General features: G+C 73.2%; 15 protein-coding genes and 1 pseudogene. 6 read left to right on the top strand and 10 right to left on the bottom strand.

Features of this window, described 5'->3' with window-relative positions; translation table 11 throughout:
• Positions 1 to 6 precede the first annotated feature (6 nt).
• From ACGFIM_RS06855 to ACGFIM_RS06840, 4 genes are all read right to left on the bottom strand, one after another.
• Complete coding sequence (locus ACGFIM_RS06855; protein ID WP_393195807.1) at positions 7 to 849, bottom strand: glutamate ABC transporter substrate-binding protein; 843 nt, start codon at positions 847 to 849, stop codon at positions 7 to 9.
• A 30-nt stretch (positions 850 to 879) separates the two neighbouring features.
• On the bottom strand, positions 880 to 1,623 hold the full coding sequence (locus ACGFIM_RS06850) for an amino acid ABC transporter ATP-binding protein (RefSeq protein WP_393195804.1): 744 nt from the start codon (positions 1,621 to 1,623) through the stop codon (positions 880 to 882).
• A 100-nt stretch (positions 1,624 to 1,723) separates the two neighbouring features.
• Entirely contained in the window at positions 1,724 to 2,554 is an 831-nt protein-coding gene (locus ACGFIM_RS06845) for a glutamate ABC transporter substrate-binding protein (protein WP_393195801.1), read from the bottom strand.
• Positions 2,555 to 2,600: 46 nt separating this feature from the next.
• The gene (locus tag ACGFIM_RS06840) at positions 2,601 to 3,287 is read right to left on the bottom strand and encodes a response regulator (RefSeq protein ID WP_393195798.1); all 687 of its coding nucleotides are present in this window, start codon (positions 3,285 to 3,287) and stop codon (positions 2,601 to 2,603) included.
• Positions 3,288 to 3,442: 155 nt separating this feature from the next.
• Between ACGFIM_RS06840 and ACGFIM_RS06835 the strand changes: the two genes are divergently transcribed.
• The 3 genes and pseudogenes from ACGFIM_RS06835 (at position 3,443) to ACGFIM_RS06825 (ending at position 7,735) form a co-directional block, all read left to right on the top strand.
• Positions 3,443 to 6,316: a response regulator gene (locus ACGFIM_RS06835; protein WP_393195795.1), complete on the top strand. Its 2,874-nt coding sequence runs from the start codon at positions 3,443 to 3,445 to the stop codon at positions 6,314 to 6,316.
• A gap of 161 nt (positions 6,317 to 6,477) precedes the next feature.
• Positions 6,478 to 6,883 (top strand): annotated as a pseudogene (locus ACGFIM_RS06830) (response regulator).
• A 33-nt stretch (positions 6,884 to 6,916) separates the two neighbouring features.
• Complete coding sequence (locus tag ACGFIM_RS06825) at positions 6,917 to 7,735, top strand: aldo/keto reductase (protein ID WP_393195792.1); 819 nt, start codon at positions 6,917 to 6,919, stop codon at positions 7,733 to 7,735.
• 92 nt (positions 7,736 to 7,827) lie between these two features.
• Here ACGFIM_RS06825 and ACGFIM_RS06820 read toward each other — a convergent pair whose 3' ends face one another.
• Positions 7,828 to 8,643: a maleylpyruvate isomerase family mycothiol-dependent enzyme gene (locus tag ACGFIM_RS06820; RefSeq protein WP_393195789.1), complete on the bottom strand. Its 816-nt coding sequence runs from the start codon at positions 8,641 to 8,643 to the stop codon at positions 7,828 to 7,830.
• Between the two features lie 104 nt (positions 8,644 to 8,747).
• Between ACGFIM_RS06820 and ACGFIM_RS06815 the strand changes: the two genes are divergently transcribed.
• Positions 8,748 to 9,776: a MerR family transcriptional regulator gene (locus ACGFIM_RS06815; RefSeq protein ID WP_393195786.1), complete on the top strand. Its 1,029-nt coding sequence runs from the start codon at positions 8,748 to 8,750 to the stop codon at positions 9,774 to 9,776.
• A gap of 88 nt (positions 9,777 to 9,864) precedes the next feature.
• On the opposite strand, the gene ACGFIM_RS06810 is transcribed toward ACGFIM_RS06815, so the two are convergent.
• Complete coding sequence (locus tag ACGFIM_RS06810; protein WP_393195784.1) at positions 9,865 to 11,127, bottom strand: MFS transporter; 1,263 nt, start codon at positions 11,125 to 11,127, stop codon at positions 9,865 to 9,867.
• A 90-nt stretch (positions 11,128 to 11,217) separates the two neighbouring features.
• Here ACGFIM_RS06810 and ACGFIM_RS06805 point away from each other — a divergent pair, with 90 nt between their 5' ends.
• Positions 11,218 to 12,180, top strand: coding sequence for a LysR substrate-binding domain-containing protein (locus ACGFIM_RS06805; protein WP_393195781.1), 963 nt, complete (start codon positions 11,218 to 11,220; stop codon positions 12,178 to 12,180).
• 52 nt (positions 12,181 to 12,232) lie between these two features.
• Positions 12,233 to 12,628, top strand: coding sequence for a hypothetical protein (locus tag ACGFIM_RS06800; RefSeq protein WP_393195778.1), 396 nt, complete (start codon positions 12,233 to 12,235; stop codon positions 12,626 to 12,628).
• Here the strand turns inward: ACGFIM_RS06800 and ACGFIM_RS06795 are convergent.
• The 4 genes from ACGFIM_RS06795 to ACGFIM_RS06780 form a co-directional block, all read right to left on the bottom strand.
• Positions 12,571 to 13,212, bottom strand: coding sequence for a class I SAM-dependent methyltransferase (locus tag ACGFIM_RS06795; protein ID WP_393195775.1), 642 nt, complete (start codon positions 13,210 to 13,212; stop codon positions 12,571 to 12,573). The genes ACGFIM_RS06800 and ACGFIM_RS06795 overlap by 58 nt on opposite strands.
• Before the next feature lie 111 nt (positions 13,213 to 13,323).
• Positions 13,324 to 14,844 (bottom strand): acyl-CoA synthetase, encoded by a 1,521-nt coding sequence (locus ACGFIM_RS06790; RefSeq protein ID WP_393195772.1) that lies wholly within the window; start codon positions 14,842 to 14,844, stop codon positions 13,324 to 13,326.
• 42 nt (positions 14,845 to 14,886) lie between these two features.
• The gene (locus ACGFIM_RS06785; RefSeq protein WP_393195769.1) at positions 14,887 to 15,870 is read right to left on the bottom strand and encodes an LLM class flavin-dependent oxidoreductase; all 984 of its coding nucleotides are present in this window, start codon (positions 15,868 to 15,870) and stop codon (positions 14,887 to 14,889) included.
• 29 nt (positions 15,871 to 15,899) lie between these two features.
• Complete coding sequence (locus ACGFIM_RS06780) at positions 15,900 to 16,682, bottom strand: aminotransferase class IV (protein ID WP_393195766.1); 783 nt, start codon at positions 16,680 to 16,682, stop codon at positions 15,900 to 15,902.
• Between the last annotated feature and the right edge of the window lie 18 nt (positions 16,683 to 16,700).

Genomic DNA, 16,700 nt, shown 5'->3' with positions numbered 1-16,700 from the left:
GGGCCCTCAGTACCGCTCGAGCCGCGGGGCCTGGGGCAGCGGGAAACCGGAGGCGCCCACGCTGTCCTGCAGCGCCTTGGTCCAGCTCCCGTCGGAGAACATCTTCTCCAGCGCGTCGTTGATCGCCTTGCGTCCCGCGGCGTCGTCCTTCTTCAGCCCGATGCCGTACTTCTCGGTGCTGAACGGCTTGCCGACGACCTTGAGCCTGCCTGCGTGCTGCGCGGCGTAACCGGCCAGGATGACGTCGTCGGTGGTGATCGCGTCGAGCTGGCCTCCGAGCACCCGGTCCACGCACGCCGAGTACGTCCGCTCCTCCTGCAGCTGCACCTCCTTGGCGTACTCCGCCTTGACCTTCTGCGCCGGGGTCGAGCCGGCGACCGAGCAGAGCTTCTTGCCGTTGAGCGCCTCAGGCCCGGTCAGCTCGGTGTCGTCGGCCCTGACCAGCAGGTCCTGCCCGGCCACGAAGTACGGCCCGGCGAAGGAGACCTTCTGCTTGCGCGCGTCGGTGATGGAGTACGTCGCCACCACCATGTCCACCTGGCCCTGCTCGATGAACGCCTCCCGGTTGGCCGACACGGTCTCCTTGAACGTGATGTCCTTCTCCTCGACGCCGAGCTGCTTGGCCACGTACTTGGCGACCTCGATGTCGAAGCCGGTGAACCCGCCGTCGGGGGTGCGCAGCCCCAGCCCCGGCTGGTCGGCCTTCACGCCGATGACGAGCTTCTTGTCGTTCTTGGCCTTGTCCACGATGGACGCGGTGGCGGCCTGGCTGTCGGCGCCGCACCCGGACGCGGCGGCTGCCACGGTCAGCGTCGTTGCGATCACCGTGAGTAGCGATATGCGGGACATGGCGACTCCTCAGGGGGTCTCGCGGTCGGGTCAGTGGGTGAGGATCTTGGCGAGGAAGTTCTGGGCGCGGTCGCTGCTGGGCGCGCCGAAGAAGGCGGCCGGGGTGTCCTGCTCGACGATCCGGCCGTCCGCCATGAACACCACCCGGTCGGCGGCGCGGCGGGCGAAGCCCATCTCGTGGGTGACGACGACCATGGTCATGCCCTCGCGGGCCAGCGCCGTCATGACCTCCAGCACCTCGTTGACCATCTCCGGGTCGAGCGCCGAGGTCGGCTCGTCGAACAGGATCGCCTTCGGGTCCATGGCCAGCGCCCTGGCGATGGCGACCCGCTGCTGCTGCCCGCCGGACAGCTGCGCCGGATACTTGTCCGCCTGGCCGCCGATGCCGACCCGGTCGAGCAGCCCGCGGGCCCTGCGCACCGCCTCGTCCTTCGGCCGCTTCAGCACGTGCACCTGCCCGAGCACGACGTTCTCCAGGACGGTCTTGTGCGCGAAGAGGTTGAACGACTGGAACACCATGCCGACCTCGGCCCGCAGCCGGGCCAGCGCCTTGCCCTCGGCCGGCAGCGGCACGCCGTCCAGGGTGATCGTGCCGGAGTCGATGGTCTCCAGCCGGTTGATCGCCCGGCACAGGGTGGACTTGCCCGCCCCGGACGGCCCGATGATCACCACGACCTCGCCCTGCCGCACGGTCAGGCTGACGTCCCTGAGCACGTGATGGTCACCGAAGCGCTTGTTCACCCGGTCCAGCACGATCAGGTCCGCGTGGCTCATGCGTCACGCTCCTTGTCTCGGTCAGCGTTGGCGTAACCGTAAGAAGCGGAACCCGCCGCGGAGCGGATTATGATCGTTTAGATCCTTCTGATCGTTTAATTCACGGATTGGCCGGCCGGGACGAGGCGGACGTGGTGCCGGTGACCCCGATCGTGGCGACGAACGCGCGGTCCCACTGCCCGTCGCGCAGCCAGCGCGCGATCAGCCCGTTGAGGTAGTCGCGGAACACCGCGTCCCCCTTGCGGATGCCGATCCCGTACGGCTCGCGCCCGAACGGCTTGCCGACCAGCCGCAGCGTGTCGGGATGCTGGGCCAGCAGGCCGAGCAGGATCGTGTCGTCGGTGCTCACCGCGTCCACCCGGCCGGAGATCAGCGCGGGCACGCAGATGCTGTAGGCGTCCACGATCTCCAGGCGCGCCATGGGCACGGTCTTGCGCAACCGGTCCACCGACGTGGAGCCCTTGGCCGTGCAGACGGTCTTGCCCTTCAGGTCCTCGACGCCGTTGATCGTCGTGTCGCCCACCCTGACCAGCAGGTCCTGCCCGGTGTAGTAGTACGGGTCGGTGAACGACACCACCTTGGCCCGCTCCGGCGTGATCGAGTACGTCGCCACGACCAGGTCCACCAGGCCCTGGGTGATGAAGTTCTCCCGCTCGCGCGAGACCGTCTCCACGAAGCGGATGTTGCGCTCGCTGCCCGTCAGGTCCTTGGCGATGAGCCGGGCGATCTCCGCGTCGAATCCGGTGATGCGCCCGCTCACCGGGTCCTTGTAGCCGAACATCGGCTGGTCGAACTTGATGCCGACGGTGAGCACGCCGCGCTCCCTGATGCGCGCCATCGTCGAGTCCTCGGGGAAGGGGTCCGGCTCGCCGCAGCCCGCCGGCGCCAGGCAGATGAGCACCGCCGCGAGCAAGGCCCGCAACCCTTTCACCGGTCCTCCCTCATCGGGCCCATCAGCGGGTGCATCAACGGGCCCATCATCGGACGCGGTAGCGGTGCTGCGGCCGGCCCGTCGGGCCGTACCTCGGGCGGCCTTCGACCAGCCCGCGATCGGCCAGGTGCTCGAGGTAGCGGCGGGCGGTGGCGCGGCTGACGCCGATCATGCCGGCCAGCTCGTGCGCCGAGGCGTCCTCCTCGACCTCCGCAAGGGCGTCGAGCACGGCCTGCTCGGTGGCGGGGGAGATGCTCTTGGGCCGGGCGACCGAGTCGAGGTGCATCGAGCGGAAGATGCGGTCGATCTCCTGCTGCTCGGCGAAGCTGTCGCCGGACTCCAGCTGCTCCAGCGTGGCGGCGTAGCGCAGCAGGGTCTGCTCAAGGGTGCCCGCCCGCGTGGGTTTGACCAGGTAGTAGAGGGCGCCGCGCTGGATCGCGGCGCGTACGGTGGCCGACTCCTTGCGGCCGGAGATGACGATCACGTCGGCAGGGGGCTGCTCGGGCCTGCGCAGGCGATGAGCCACCTCTAAGCCGGGCATATCCGGAAGGTGCAGATCGAGCAGGATGAGGCGCGGCGCGAAGCGGGCGGCGGCCGCCAGAGCGGCGTGACCTGTATGGGCGATCCCCACGACCCTGAACCCCAGCACCCGGTTGACCTGAGCCTGCAGCGCGGCGGTCACCACGGGGTCGTCGTCCACGATGAGTACGGTGATGTCCCTGAGCTCAGGCATCGCCACGCTCCTCGTCTAACCGGTCGATCACTGCAGCTTAGGCGGGTTTTGCCAGAAAAGATCGACTTTTGCTCGTTCTGCTCACCGGGAACCGGCGTGAACGCCGGAACCCTCCTACTCTGTACCCCAACGAGAGGGGGGAGGGACGGACGCCCGTGCGATGGTTGCTCGCGGTGACGGCCCTGTGGACGTTACTCGGCCTGCTGCCGCTGGCGCTGCTCACGTCGTCCAGCATCTCGCTGTCGGAGGGCGCGGTCAGAGACGAGGTGAGCGACCGCGTGAAGACCACGGCCTCGGTCAGCCGGGTCGTGGTCGAGCAGCAGATGGACTCGCTCAAGCAACTCGTCACCGCCTTCGCCCAGCGGCCCGAGGTCCGCCAGGCCGTCAAGAAGACCGAACCCGGCACGCTGGCCGGCTGGCTCGCCGAGCTGCGGCGCATGCGCGACGGCGTCAGCGGCCTCCTCATGATCTCGCCGGAGGGTCAGACGCTCGGCGTCGAGCCGCCCGTCGTGCTGCCCCAGGACACCGCCAGCACCGACTGGTACCGCGCCGTGCGCGACCAGCGCAGCGCCTACGTCTCGCAGGCGTACACCCCGACCATGCGCGACGTCTCCAGAGCCGTCGCCGTGGCCGCGCCCATCCCCTCCGCCGACGGCGTCGGCATGATCGGCATCCTCGCCGTCGTCTACAGCCTCGACGCGATCCAGCAGTTCGCCGAGAAGGCCGCCGACGCCCAGGACATCCGGCTGCTCATCACCGACAAGGCCGGCGTGCTCGTCGCCGACGACCCCAGCAAGAAGATCAACGCCCTGACCTCCCTGCGCGAGGACCCGCGCGTGGACAACGCGCTCAACGGGCAGGCGTGGAGCGGCGAGTACAAGGGCATCGACGGCGTCGTGCTGTCGGCGTCCGAGCCCATCCCCGGCATCGGCTGGACGGTCACCGCCGAGGTGCTCGCCGCCGAGGCGCTGGCCTCCGCCGAGCGGGTGCGCACGAACGTGCTCACCGTCGCCGCCCTGCTCGCCCTGCTCATCCTCATCGGCCTCGGCCTGCAGATCCACAGCACCCACGGCCGCCGCCGCGCCCAGGCCACGCTCTCCAGGTACGCCGCCGAGCTGGCCGCCGCCCGCGACGAGGCGCTCAGCGCGTCCAACGCCAAGTCGGAGTTCGTCGCCAAGATCAGCCACGAGATCCGCACCCCCATCAACGGCGTGCTCGGCATGAACTCGCTGCTCATGAACACCCGCCTGGACGACGAGCAGCGCTACTACGCCACCACCGCCCAGGAGGCGGCACAGAACGTGCTGCGCCTGCTCGACGACTTCCTCGACCTGTCGCGCATCGAGGCGGGGCACCTGCAGGTCGAGGCCGTGCCGTTCGACCTGCCGCGCCTGTGCGACGAGGTCGTGGCGCCGTTCGCGCCGCACGCCTACGAGCAGGGCCTGTGGCTCACGCTCCGGCTCGACGAGAACGTCCCCCGCCAGGTCGTGGGCGACCCCGCCCGGTTGCGCCAGGTGCTGACGAACCTCGTCGGCAACGCGCTCAAGTTCACCGTCCAAGGCGGCGTCGACCTGCACGTCACGCTCGACGAGGGCGAGCCCGGGCAGGACCGCGTGGTGCTCAGGTTCGCCGTGGCCGACACCGGCATCGGCGTCGGACCGCAGGACCGCGAGAAGGTGTTCGGCGTCTTCCGCCAGGTGGACACCCCGATCACGCGCAGGACCGGCGGCAGCGGACTCGGCCTGGCCATCAGCCGCCAGCTCGTCGAGCTGATGGGCGGGCGCATCGGGCTGGACAGCGTGGAGGGCGTCGGCAGCCGGTTCTGGGCCACGCTGCCGATGGACGTGCTCGACTGGTCCGAGCCCGGCGCCGCCGCCCTGGAGGGCCGGCGCGCCCTCGTCGCCGACCAGCGGCCCGAGGACCGCGCGCTGGCCGCCCGCTTCCTCGCCCAGGCGGGCGCCGACGTGGAGGAGACCAGGAACGTCGAGTCCGCCCTGCGCATGCTGCGGGCCGCCGCCGAGAGCGGAGAGCCGTACGAGCTGGCCGTCGTCGCGCTCGACCTCAGCTCGGGGGCGTCCAACGGCGAGTCGTCCGACGTGCCGCGCTCGCTGGCCCACGCGATCCTCGTCGACCCGCTGCTCCAGGCCACCAGCGTCATCGTGGTCGTCACCCCGGGACGCTCCGGCGTCGCCTGGCCGGCGCCCGCGGGCGAGCGCGCCGTGCAGTCGATCACCCGGCCGCTCAGCCGCCGCCGCCTGCTCGCCGCCGTGGAGAACGCCCTCGGCACCGCCGAGAACCCCGGCGGCGCCTCCGGCGGGCCCAGCGTCTCCGGCGGCGGGCCGGTCGGCGGCGCCCGCATCCTCGTCGCCGAGGACGACGAGGTCAGCCGCCAGGTCGCCACGCTCGTCCTCAGCCAGGCCGGGCACGAGGTCGAGACCGTGGACGACGGCGAGCAGGCCGTGCGCGCCGTGCTCGCCGGCGACTACGACCTGGTGTTCATGGACTGCCAGCTCCCCGTGCTCGACGGGCTCGCCGCCACCGAGGAGATCAGGAGCCGCGAGGAGTCCCACACCCCGATCATCGCCATGACCGCCGCCGCCATGCCGGACGACCGCATCCGCTGCCTGGAGGCCGGCATGGACGACCACCTCGCCAAGCCCGTCGACTGGGCGCGCGTGCTGGCCAGGATCCCCGAGTGGACCGCCTCCGCCGGGCTGCCGCCCGAGCTGGCCGGGCTCTCCGCCGAGGCCCTCGCCGACGTGGCGCGCGCCTACCTGGAGACCGCGCCCCGCACGTTCGAGGAGCTGCGCCAGGCCGTACGCGACGGCGACCGGCCCCAGGCGGCGGCGCTCGCCCACCGGCTCAAGGGCGCCTGCGCCACGGTCGGCGCCACCAGGGAGGCCGAGCTGTGCCGCCGCGCCGAGGAGATCTCCAGGGCCGGCGGCGTGGTCGGGGAGGCGCTGTTAGAGGAGCTGGAGGCGCTGCTGAACGAGGTCCCGGACTGGATGGGCGCGGTCCGCTCACCCTAGACGGGTCCGCATCTTCCTCGCACCCGGGACGCAGTGGGCAGGCCCACCTGACGGCGCCGGCCCGCAGCAACGGCATCCCGGTGCGGCGCGTGGGAGAGGTGCTGGAGGCCGTCGGCCTGGGCGCCGCCGCCCGCAGGCGCGCGGGCACGCTGTCGCCCGGCATGAGCCGGCTGCTCGGCGACGTGGGCCACGAGGTGGTGGCCGCCGTCGGCGACGCGCCCGCGCTGCTCGACGCCGTCGAGCGTCACCGGCCCGACGTGGTGGTCATCGACGTGCGCATGCCGCTGGGGCACAAGGACGACGGCATGCGGACGGCCCGGAGATCCGCGAGCGGCTGCCGGAGGCCGGCGTGCTCGTCCTGTCCCAGTACTCGAGCGGCGCTAAGTCGCCCGCCTTCTCGCCGGCCCCGCCGAAGGGCTCGGCCACCCGCTGAAGGACCGGGTCTCAGAGGTGGCCGAGTTCCTCGGCTCGAAGCACGTCAACGCCATCGTGGACAAGCTCGACCTGCCCCGCGCCCCCGGCCACAGCCGCCGCGTGCTCGCGATCCTGCGCTACCTCGACGCCTGATTGATCGCACATGAGGGGGGAAGGAACGCCGCCATGACTGTCATGCTCGCCGACGGACGCCCCATGCCCCGCATCGGCCTCGGCACCTGGCCCATGGACGACGAGCAGGCCCGGCAGGCCGTGACGCACGCCCTGTCACTGGGCTACCGGCTGATCGACACCGCCGCGCGATACGGCAACGAACGCGGCGTCGGCGCCGCCGTCGCCGAGTCGGCCGTGCCGCGGGAGGACGTCTTCGTCACCACCAAGCTGCGCGGCGCCGACCACGGCTACGACGCCGCGCTGCGCGGCTGCGAGGCCAGCCTGCGCCGGCTCGGCCTCGACTACATCGACCTGTACCTCATCCACTGGCCGCTGCCCGGCAAGGACCTGTACGCCGACACCTGGCGGGCCTTCGTCCGGCTCCGCGAGGAGGGCCTGGTCCGCTCGATCGGCGTCTCCAACTTCACGCCCGCGCAGATCCGGCGTCTGGCCGGCGAGACCGGCGTCTGGCCCGTGCTCAACCAGGTGGAGCTGCACCCCGGCTTCCCCCAGACCGACCTGCGCGCCTGGCACGCCGAGCACGACATCGTCACCCAGTCGTGGAGCCCTCTCGGCCTCGGGCACAAAGTGCTCGACGACCCCGTGGTCACCGATCTCGCCGCCACGTACGGCCGCACGCCCGCCCAGGTGGTGCTGCGCTGGCACCTCCAGCTCGGCGCCGTGCCCATCCCCAAGTCGGCCGACACGGAGCGGATGCGCCAGAACATCGAGGTGTTCGACTTCAGCCTCACCCCCGACGACATGGCCCGCCTCGACGCCCTGCCCGGCGGCCGCATCGGCGGCGACCCCGAGACCCACGTCGAACTGTGACACCGCCGCCGTCCGGACCCGCGGCGCCCTGACCGCCGGGCGCGGGAAGCCGTCCGGGCCGGCGTGGCGGTGATGAGGTGCGACCGCCCGGCTCAGAAGGCGGTGTGGTCGAGCCAGTGCCGCAGCAGCGCCCGATCGCCGTACACGCGGTGCGGCGGCACCCGCCGGGCGAGCACCAGCATGCACTCGGCCACCGGCCCCGACAGCACCACGTCGGCGTCCGCCTGCGACCGCTCCCACCGCGGCCCGCCGGGCGTCCTGGTGATCAGCCAGCCGCGCATGCCGTCCGGCCACACCGCCAGCCGCTCACCCCGGCCGCGCAGCCCGGCCAGCTCCGGCTTGAACGCCTCCACCCCCGGCGCCGTCACGAGCTCAAGGCCCTCGGTGATCACGTCGGCGGCCAGGTCGTCGGCGATCGCAAAGCCCGCACCCGTGGTGACCGCCGCGTCGTGATGATGGACGGCGGTCTCGCAGAACATCCGCCGCAGCCAGAAGACCGGCGGCACCGAACCCGTGAACGACCAGACGGGCGCGTCCGGCGCGGCCGACCGTACGGCGGCGATCAGCTCCTCGGCGCCGTCCCGCAGCCATGCCTCCCAGGCCCCGGGCGCATCCGGCAGGCCGTCGAGCGGATCGGGCACGGGCGGCGGGGCACTCGCCGCGGGGGTCCGCCCGGTGGCCGGTGCGCCGCCGTGCTCATCCGGCACGCGCGTAGGGCTGCTCGCCGCGCGGATCAGGCCCGCCGCCCAGCGGGTGGCCTGTCCCATGTGCCCGGTCAGATCGCGCAGCCGCCACTCCGGGCAGGCCGGAACCTTCGCCTCCGGGTCGCCGCCCGCGACGGCCCTGCCGAACGCCGCCGTCTGCTCGCGCAGCCCCGCCACCAGCCGGTCCGGCTCCAACGTCGTCATGGCCTTCACGCACTCCTCACTTTCATCCACCCCCAGGCCGGGGCGCTCGGGCCGCCGGCCGGGATCGCCGGTAGCGTAGGAGCTCCACCCGGGTGGAGGTTCAAGTGCCGTTTCGCGATGAGATGCTCGGCATCGGCGACCTGGCCAGGCTCACCGGCGTGCCCGTGCGGACCATCCGCTTCTACTGCGACGAAGGGGTGATCACGTCCGTGCGCAGCGCGGGCGGCCACCGCAGGTTCGACCGGGCGGCGGTCGAGCGGCTGGCCCTCATCAGGCGGCTGCGCGGGCTCGGGCTGGGGCTGAGCGCGATCGGCGCGGTGCTGGAGGGCGAGGCCACCCTGGCGAAGGCGGTGGCGGACGAACGCGCCGCCCTCGACGCACGGCTGCGCGAACTGGCCTGGCGGCGCGCCCGGCTGCGGGCCGTGGAGGAGGCCGCATCAGCCGCCGAGCAGGCGGCGGGGCTCGCCCCGGCCGAGGACGCCGAGGCCGCCCGCGAGCGGCTGGTCGCGGCCAGGCTCGAGCTGCTCGCCGCCGTCGAGGACGCCGAGGCCGCGCACGCGCGGCTGGTCGCGTTCTGGCGGCTGCAGATGGTCCTGCCGGTGACCGACGAGCTGTTCGGCTCGTTCGCCGCCATGGCCGCTCCACCGCCTCCGGCCGATCCGGCTCCCGCGCAGGTCGTCGCGTACGCCGAACTCGTCGCCCTGGCCGGCGACCGCTCGCTGGCGCGCGATCTGCGCGCGAGGGCACGGGAGAACGCCCGCGCCATCACCGACGAGAACGAGCTGATGCACGGCGTCGGCGAGGCCGTCGCCCTGGCGCAGCCGCTGGTCGCGGCGGGCGAGCCGCCCGGGCCGGGGCCGGAGCTCGACCGGTTCGTCGCCGCCCACGCCGGTGTACGCCGCCGCGCCGACACCCCGGACTTCCGGCGCGAGCTGCTCGGCGTCCTCGCCGCCGACCACGACCCCCGCATGCGCCGCTACTGGCGGCTGGTGGGCGAGGTGAGCGGCACGTCCACGACGGTCGGCCACACGATCACCTGGCTCGGCGACGCGCTGGCGCACTCGCTCGCCGTCCCAGAGCGGGGCCCGGGTAAGAAGGGCCCGGGTAAGACGGGCACGGGTAAGACCGGGTAAGACGGGCACGGGTAAGACGGGCGTCGGGCGGCGCGGCCGCTTCTGACGGCGGGAGCCGGGGCCGGGCGCCGTGAGCCGCACCCGTGTCTCAGGCGTCCTGGACGGTTGCCGCCGCCGGGGTGGCGGCGCCGCCGGCCGTGCGGGGCGGGTGCGCGCGGTGGGCGGCGAGGACGAGGAGGGCCGCCAGCAGCAGCCAGCCGCAGGTCATGGCGATCAGCCAGGGCCAGCCCGCGTGGCCGTACACGACGGCGCCCGCCGTGCCGCCCGCGCCGCTGCCCAGGTAGTAGCAGAGCGTGTAGATTCCGGCGGCGCGGCCGCGGGCGTGCGGGGGCGCGTCGGCGGTGACCCAGGCGTTGGCGATGGCGTGCGCGGCGAAGAACCCCGCCGTCAGGACCGCGAAACCGGTGACGACCACGGCGAGTGCGGAGTGGGCGGTCAGCAGCGAACCCGCCACCGTCACGGCCAGCGCCGCCACCAGCGCCGCCGTCCTGCCGAAGCGGGCCGTCAGCCGTCCGGCGGCGGCCGAGGACATCGTGCCCATCGCGTACGACAGGAACACCAGCGACGCGGCGGCCGGGCTGAGCGAGATGGGCGGCGCGGCCAGCCGGAACCCGGCCGCGTTGTAGACGGCCACGAACGCCCCCATGGCCAGCCCTCCGACCGCCACGGGCACCCCGAGCACCGCCCACGTACGCCCCGCGGCCCTGGTCGCGGGCCGGGCCGCGGCTCCAGGCTCGGGTGCGGCCTCAGGTCCGGGTGCGGTCTCAGGTCCGGGTGCGGCATCGGGCCGGGGCGCGCCGGGCAGGGTGGCGGCGGCGAAGCCCGCGCAGAGGAGGGCCACGGCCGCGACGGCGAGTTGCGAGCCCTGCCAGCCCAGCGGGCCGGCGGCGAAGCCCGCGCCCAGCCGGCCCAGCATGCCGCCCACGGAGTTGCCTGCGATCATCGCGCCGACCGCGCCTGCCAGCCGGCTCGTGCCGAGCTGGTCGGCCAGGTAGGCCGCCGCCACACCGGCGAACCCGGCGATCGCCACCCCCTGCGCCGCCCGCAGCACCAGCAGCACGGGGAACGACGGCGCGAGCGGCGGCAGCAGCCCCAGCACCGCGGGCACCAGCACCGCCCACAGGATGACCCGCCGCCGCCCCACGCGGCCTGCCAGCCAGGCCAGCGGCAGGACCGCGACGGCGAGCGACCCGGTGGCCACGCCGACCGCGAGGGACGCGCCGCCGGGATCCAGTCCGTACGCGGCCGCGAGCTGGGGAAGCACCGGCTGCGGCGAGTACAGCAGGGCGAAGGACGACAGGCCGGCCGCGGCGACGGCCGCGCTGACCCGCCGGGTGCCATCGCCTCCCATCGGGGATGAACTACGCAAAACCGCCACGTCCAGCACGCTAGGTCGGCGGAAACAATACGTCCAATACGCACATAGCCGATAATTCATGCTGTGACGTATGAATCCGATGACAGGCTGGCCGCCCGGCTCGCCCCGTCACTCGCCCTGCTGGCCGCCGTCGGCGAGACCGGCCACGTGACCCGAGCCGCCGAGCTCCTCGGCATCCCCCAGCCCACCGCGAGCCGCCGCCTGGCCGCGCTCGGCGAGCTGGTCGGCGCCCCGCTCACGCTCCCGTCGGGCCGCGGCATCCGCCTCACCCGTGCCGGCATCACGCTGGCCGGCGCGGCAAGCCGCGCCCTGACCGCCGTGACCGCAGCCGTCCGCGAGGTCCGTGAGGAGATCGACCCCGCCACCGGCCGTATCGGCCTCGGCTTCCTGCACCTGCTCGGCCGCACGCTGGTGCCCTCGCTCATCGGCGCGTTCCGCGAGCGCAACCCCGGCGTACGCTTCAGCCTGGCGCAGGGCTCGCGGCAGGACATGCTGCGGGCGCTCCGCGACGGCGAGATCGACCTGGTGTTCGTCGCCCCCATGCCGCTCGACGACCCCGACCTCGTCAGCCATCCCATCGCCGATCAGGAGCTGGTGCTGTCGGTGCCGCCCACCCACCGCCTGGCCGCCAGGAAGCGGGTGCGGGCGGCCGAGCTGGCGGGGGAGGAGCTGGTGACGCTCGAACCCGGGTACGGGCTGCGGCAGATCACCGACGACCTGTGCGCGGCGGCCGGGTTCGAGCCGCGCATCGCGTTCGAGGGGCAGGAGTCGGAGACCGTACGCGGGCTCGTCGCCGCCGGGCTCGGCGTCGCCGTACTGCCCCACTCCGAACAGCCGCCCGCCGGGGGCGTCGTCGAGATTCCCCTGTCGCCGCCGCTGTTCCGGACCATCGGCATGAGCTGGCGCGCCGGCGACGGCCTCACCCCGGCCGCCCGCGCCTTCCGCGACCACGCCCTCTCCGCCCTCCCCCTGCACACCCCGGGCTTCCGCCCGCCCAGAGCCCCGCAGCCGGGGGCCGGCGGGTGAGGGCTGCGGAGGCCGTACCCGCGCGGGCGAGTGCTGCGGGAGACTGGGGCGCATGGGAGAGCAGGACGGGGACGCGGGAGTGCCGGGGTCGCTGGCGCGGGTGCTCGCGGACGTGCGGGACGAGCGGGTGGCGCAGGACGAGCGGTGGGGCATGCAGGTGCTGCCCGACGGGACCGGCGGCCACGGCACGGTCGCGGCGGCCGGCGCGGCGCGCGATGAGACGGAGGCGGCGGCGCGGGCCGGCGGGCTGACGTGGCGGCACATCCTGGCCGAGGAGGTCATGGAGGCGTTCGCCGAGGAGGACCCGCAGCGGCTGCGCAGGGAGCTGATCCAGGTCGCGGCGGTCGCGGTGAAGTGGGTGCAGGCGCTCGACCGGCGTCCTGGAGACGGTCAGGCGGGGCCGCGGGACCAGACGGTGACGGCGAACGGGCGCGGCGGTGCCGGGTAGACCTCCTCGCTGAGCCGGGTCAGCGCGCCGTAGACGTCCAGGTACCGGTGCAGCCGGTCCGCCTCCGGCCACGGGTGCACCGCCACCAGCACGCCGTCCGGCGCGAGCAGCGCGCTGAGCTGCCGGGACGCGCGGCGCAGCCGGTCGTGGCGGCCCAGGTAGTACAGGGTCTCCGAGCAGAGGACCAGGTCGTAGCGGGGTTCGGGGCGGTGGGTGAGGAGGTCGGCCTGGATGAAGCGGATCCGCCCGCCGTCCGGCACGCGTGCCCTGGCGCGCGCCAGGGCACGTTCCGAGACGTCCACGCCGGTGATCTCCGCGTCGGGGTAGGCGGCGGCGAGCGTCCCGGTGAAGACGCCCTCGGCGCAGCCCACCTCGATGATGCGCCGGTACGGCCTGGCCGGCAGGTGCCTGAGCGTCACCCGGTACTTGTGCTGCTCGTAGTCATCGCTCGCCAGCCGCCACGGATCGGGCGTGCGGTGCCGCCACTCGAAGTAGCCGCGCAGGACGATGCCCTGACCCTTGGGAGAGAGCAGGGACAGGGCACGGAAGAACGTGCGGTGCAGGCGGTCAGGCAGACTCGGCATGCGGCCTCTCTCGGTCAGGGACCCCCATGGCCGGTCGGTCCGGGACGTGAGGTGAAGTCGTCGCCGGATGGGATTCCCGGGAACCGGGCGGGCAACGCCGAAGCCGCCGCTCTACGCCATGGCCTCCCGCAGCTCCCGCTTGAGCACCTTGCCGGAGGCGTTCTTCGGCAGCGCGTCCACGAACATCACCCGCTTGGGCGTCTTGAACGGCGCGAGCCTCCCCCGCAGGAACCCGATCAGCTCGCCGGCGGTCAGCTCGGCCCCCTGCCGCAGCACCACCGCGGCCGTGACCGCCTCGATCCACTTCTCGTCGGGCACTCCGAACACCGCCGCCTCGGCCACCGCCGGATGCTGGTAGATGGCCTCCTCGACCTCGCGGCTCGCGACGTTCTCGCCGCCCGTCTTGATCATGTCCTTCTTCCTGTCGACGACCGACAGGTAGCCGTCGGCGTCCATCACGCCGAGGTCGCCGCTGTGGAACCAGCCGCCGCGGAACGCCTCGGCGGTCTTGTCCGGGTCGTTCCAGTAGCCGAGCATGGCGTGCGGGCTGCGGTGGACGATCTCGCCCGCCGTGCCGGGCGGCACCGGCCGGTCGGCGTCGTCGACGATCCTGGTCTCGACGTTCAGCGCGGGCTTGCCGGCCGAACCGAGCCGGGTGAGCTGCTCCTCGGGGCGCAGGATGGTCGCCACCGGGGCCATCTCCGTCTGCCCGTAGAAGTTGAACAGCCGCACGTCCGGCAGCCGGGCGGCGATCTCCTTCAGCACCTCGACCGGCATGATCGAGGCGCCGTAGTAGCCCTTGCGCAGCGAGGACAGGTCGCGCCGGTCGAAGTCGGGGTGGCGCAGCAGCGAGATCCACACGGTGGGCGGGCAGAACAGCTTGGTCGCGCGCTCGCCCTCGATCGTGGCCAGGATGGCCGCGGGGCTCGCGCCGGGCAGCACGATGTTGGTGGCGCCGAGGTAGATGCCGGGCGTCAGGAAGCAGTGGAGCTGCGCGCAGTGGTAGAGGGGAAGGGCGTGCACCTCGACGTCGTCGTGGCTCATCTCGCCGTCCACCATGCAGGTGACGTACTGGGAGATGAGGCTCTTGCTGGACAGCACGGCACCCTTGGGGCGGGACTCGGTGCCGCTGGTGTACATGATCTGGATCGGGTCGTCGTCGGCGATCTCCACGGCCCGTTCGGAGCCGTCGTCGTGGGACGACCAGGCGGTGAACGGCTCCCACCCCTCCTGCCCGGCCCCGATCACCCCGCGTACGGTCACCCGCTCGCTCACGGCCTCCCGCGCGACCGGCAGCAGCGCGTCCTCGGCCAGGATCCCGGTCGCGCCGGAGTGTTCGAGGATGTACGCCACCTCCTCGGCCCCCAGCATGAAGTTGACCGGCACGGAGATCGCGCCCAGCCGGGCCAGGGCGAAGTAGGCGACGACGAAGGCGTGGTTGTTGTGGCTGAAGACGGCGAACCTGTCGCCCTTGCGCACCCCGCGCGCGGCGAGCGCGTTGGCCGTCCTGTTCACCATGAGGTCCAGGTCGGCGTAGCTCTGGCGCAGATCGCCGAAGACGATCGCGGTCTTGGCGGGGTGGCGGGCGGCCGAGCGCCGCAGGAGGTCACCGATGGTGTGCTGACGGGTCATATGGGGGGCACCCTTCAGTCGCAGAGCGATGTTCGGGCGATCCTAACCCGTGAACAGCGCCGCGAGCCGCCGGTAGGAGTCGAGCCGCCGGTCGAGATCGTAGGTGTTCATGGTGATCAGCACCTCGTCGGCGCCGCTCGCGTCCACCAGCGAGCCCAGCGCGACCGCGACCTCACGCTCGGTGCCGTGGATCTGCCCCTTCAGCGACTGCTCCAGATACGAGCGCTCCCGCTCGGTCATGTCCATCGCGGCGACCTCCTCGGCCGGGATGAGCGGCGGGAACGAGCCGCTGGTGCGCGACTTCGCGGTCGCCCACGCCTCGGGGAGCTGGAGCAGCGCCGCCTCCTCCGCGGTCGCGCCGACCGCCACGTTCACCGCGATCACCACGTACGGCCGTGCCGCCCACGCCGACGGCCGGAACCCGGCACGGTAGCGGGCCACCGCGTCCGGCATCCGCGAGCCCGCCCCGATCACCAGGGGCAGCCCGTGCTCGGCCGCGATCTCCGCGCCCGCCCCCATGGCCAGCACGAACACCTGCGGCCGCAGCCCCTCGGCGGGCAGCGCGTGCACGCCGGGGTAGGCGGTCTGGCCGCCGGTGAAGAAGCCCAGCAGCTCGCCGAGCTGCTCGCCGAAGCGGTCGGCGTCGTCCTTGCCGTGCCCGAGCGCCCTGCGGATGCCGCCGGTGAACCCCACGGAGCGCCCCAGCCCCATGTCCACCCGGCCCGGATACAGCGACTCCAGCACGCCGAACTGCTCGGCCACCACCAGCGGCCGGTGGTTGGGCAGCATCACCCCGCCGGTGCCCACCCGGATCCGGGAGGTCGCCGCGGCCACGGCGGCCGCCAGCACGGTCGGCGCCGAGCCCGCCACGCCGGGCACGCTGTGGTGCTCCGACACCCAGAACCGGTGATAGCCGAGCTCCTCGGCCTGCCGGGCGAAGCGCACGGTCTCGCGCAGCGCCTCGGCGGGCGTGGAGCCCCGGCGGACGAGCGAGCGGTCAAGGATCGAGAAGAGCGAGCCGGTCACGTCCTGGTGCAACGCACCCGGCCGCGGGATCAATCCACCGGGTCGCCGGGGACGCCCTCGTAGAAGGCGGCCACCTGCTCGGCCGGCCCGGCGTCCAGGCGCAGCTTCGTGCCGTCCACCTCGCCGACCGGCATCACGCCCCACGAGTTGCACAGGAACACCAGGTCGAAGCCCGCGAGGTCGGCCACCCGCAGCGGGCGGTGCTCCTGCGGCACGTCCATCCGCTCCAGCAGCCGCATGGTGATGCCGTGCAGCTTCGGCGCGTCCGGCCAGATCAGCCGGCCGCCGGCGAAGCCGCCCAGGTTCGTGATCGCGCCCTCACTGATCAGGCCGTCCTCGGTGGTCAGCAGCGCCTCGTCGAAGCCGGCGCGGTTCACCGTACGCAGGATGTGCGGCTGCTGGAAGCCCGACGCCTGCTTGATGTGCGCCAGGTAGCGCTGGTAGACGACCGGCCTGACGCGCAGCGGGCCGGGCAGCGGCGGATGCGGCGGCGCCGTCGTGGCGATGACCCGCGGCCTGCCGTCCACCTCGACCTCGTAGACGCGCACGCTCGCGTCCCGCTCGTCGCCCAGCGCCGCCCTGATCGTGGCCAGCACCACCTCGCGGTCGGGACCGGCGCCGAACAGCTCCTTACCCGCCTGCTCCAGCCGGTCGAGGTGCAGCTCGAGCCCGCGCACCCGGCGGCCGGCCACCTGCATGGCGGTGAAGTGGCCGTAGCGGGCCTCCAGGCCGAGCAGCGCCTCGCCGCCGAGCGGCTCGCCCTCCATCGCGGCACGACGGACCAACGCCGGCCCCCTCTCCTCGACGATCACGCGCCTCAGATTATGCGC

Source organism: Nonomuraea sp. NPDC049309 (assembly GCF_043196965.1).
Classification (GTDB): domain Bacteria; phylum Actinomycetota; class Actinomycetes; order Streptosporangiales; family Streptosporangiaceae; genus Nonomuraea; species Nonomuraea fastidiosa.
This window is presented reverse-complemented; position numbering and strand designations above follow the sequence as displayed.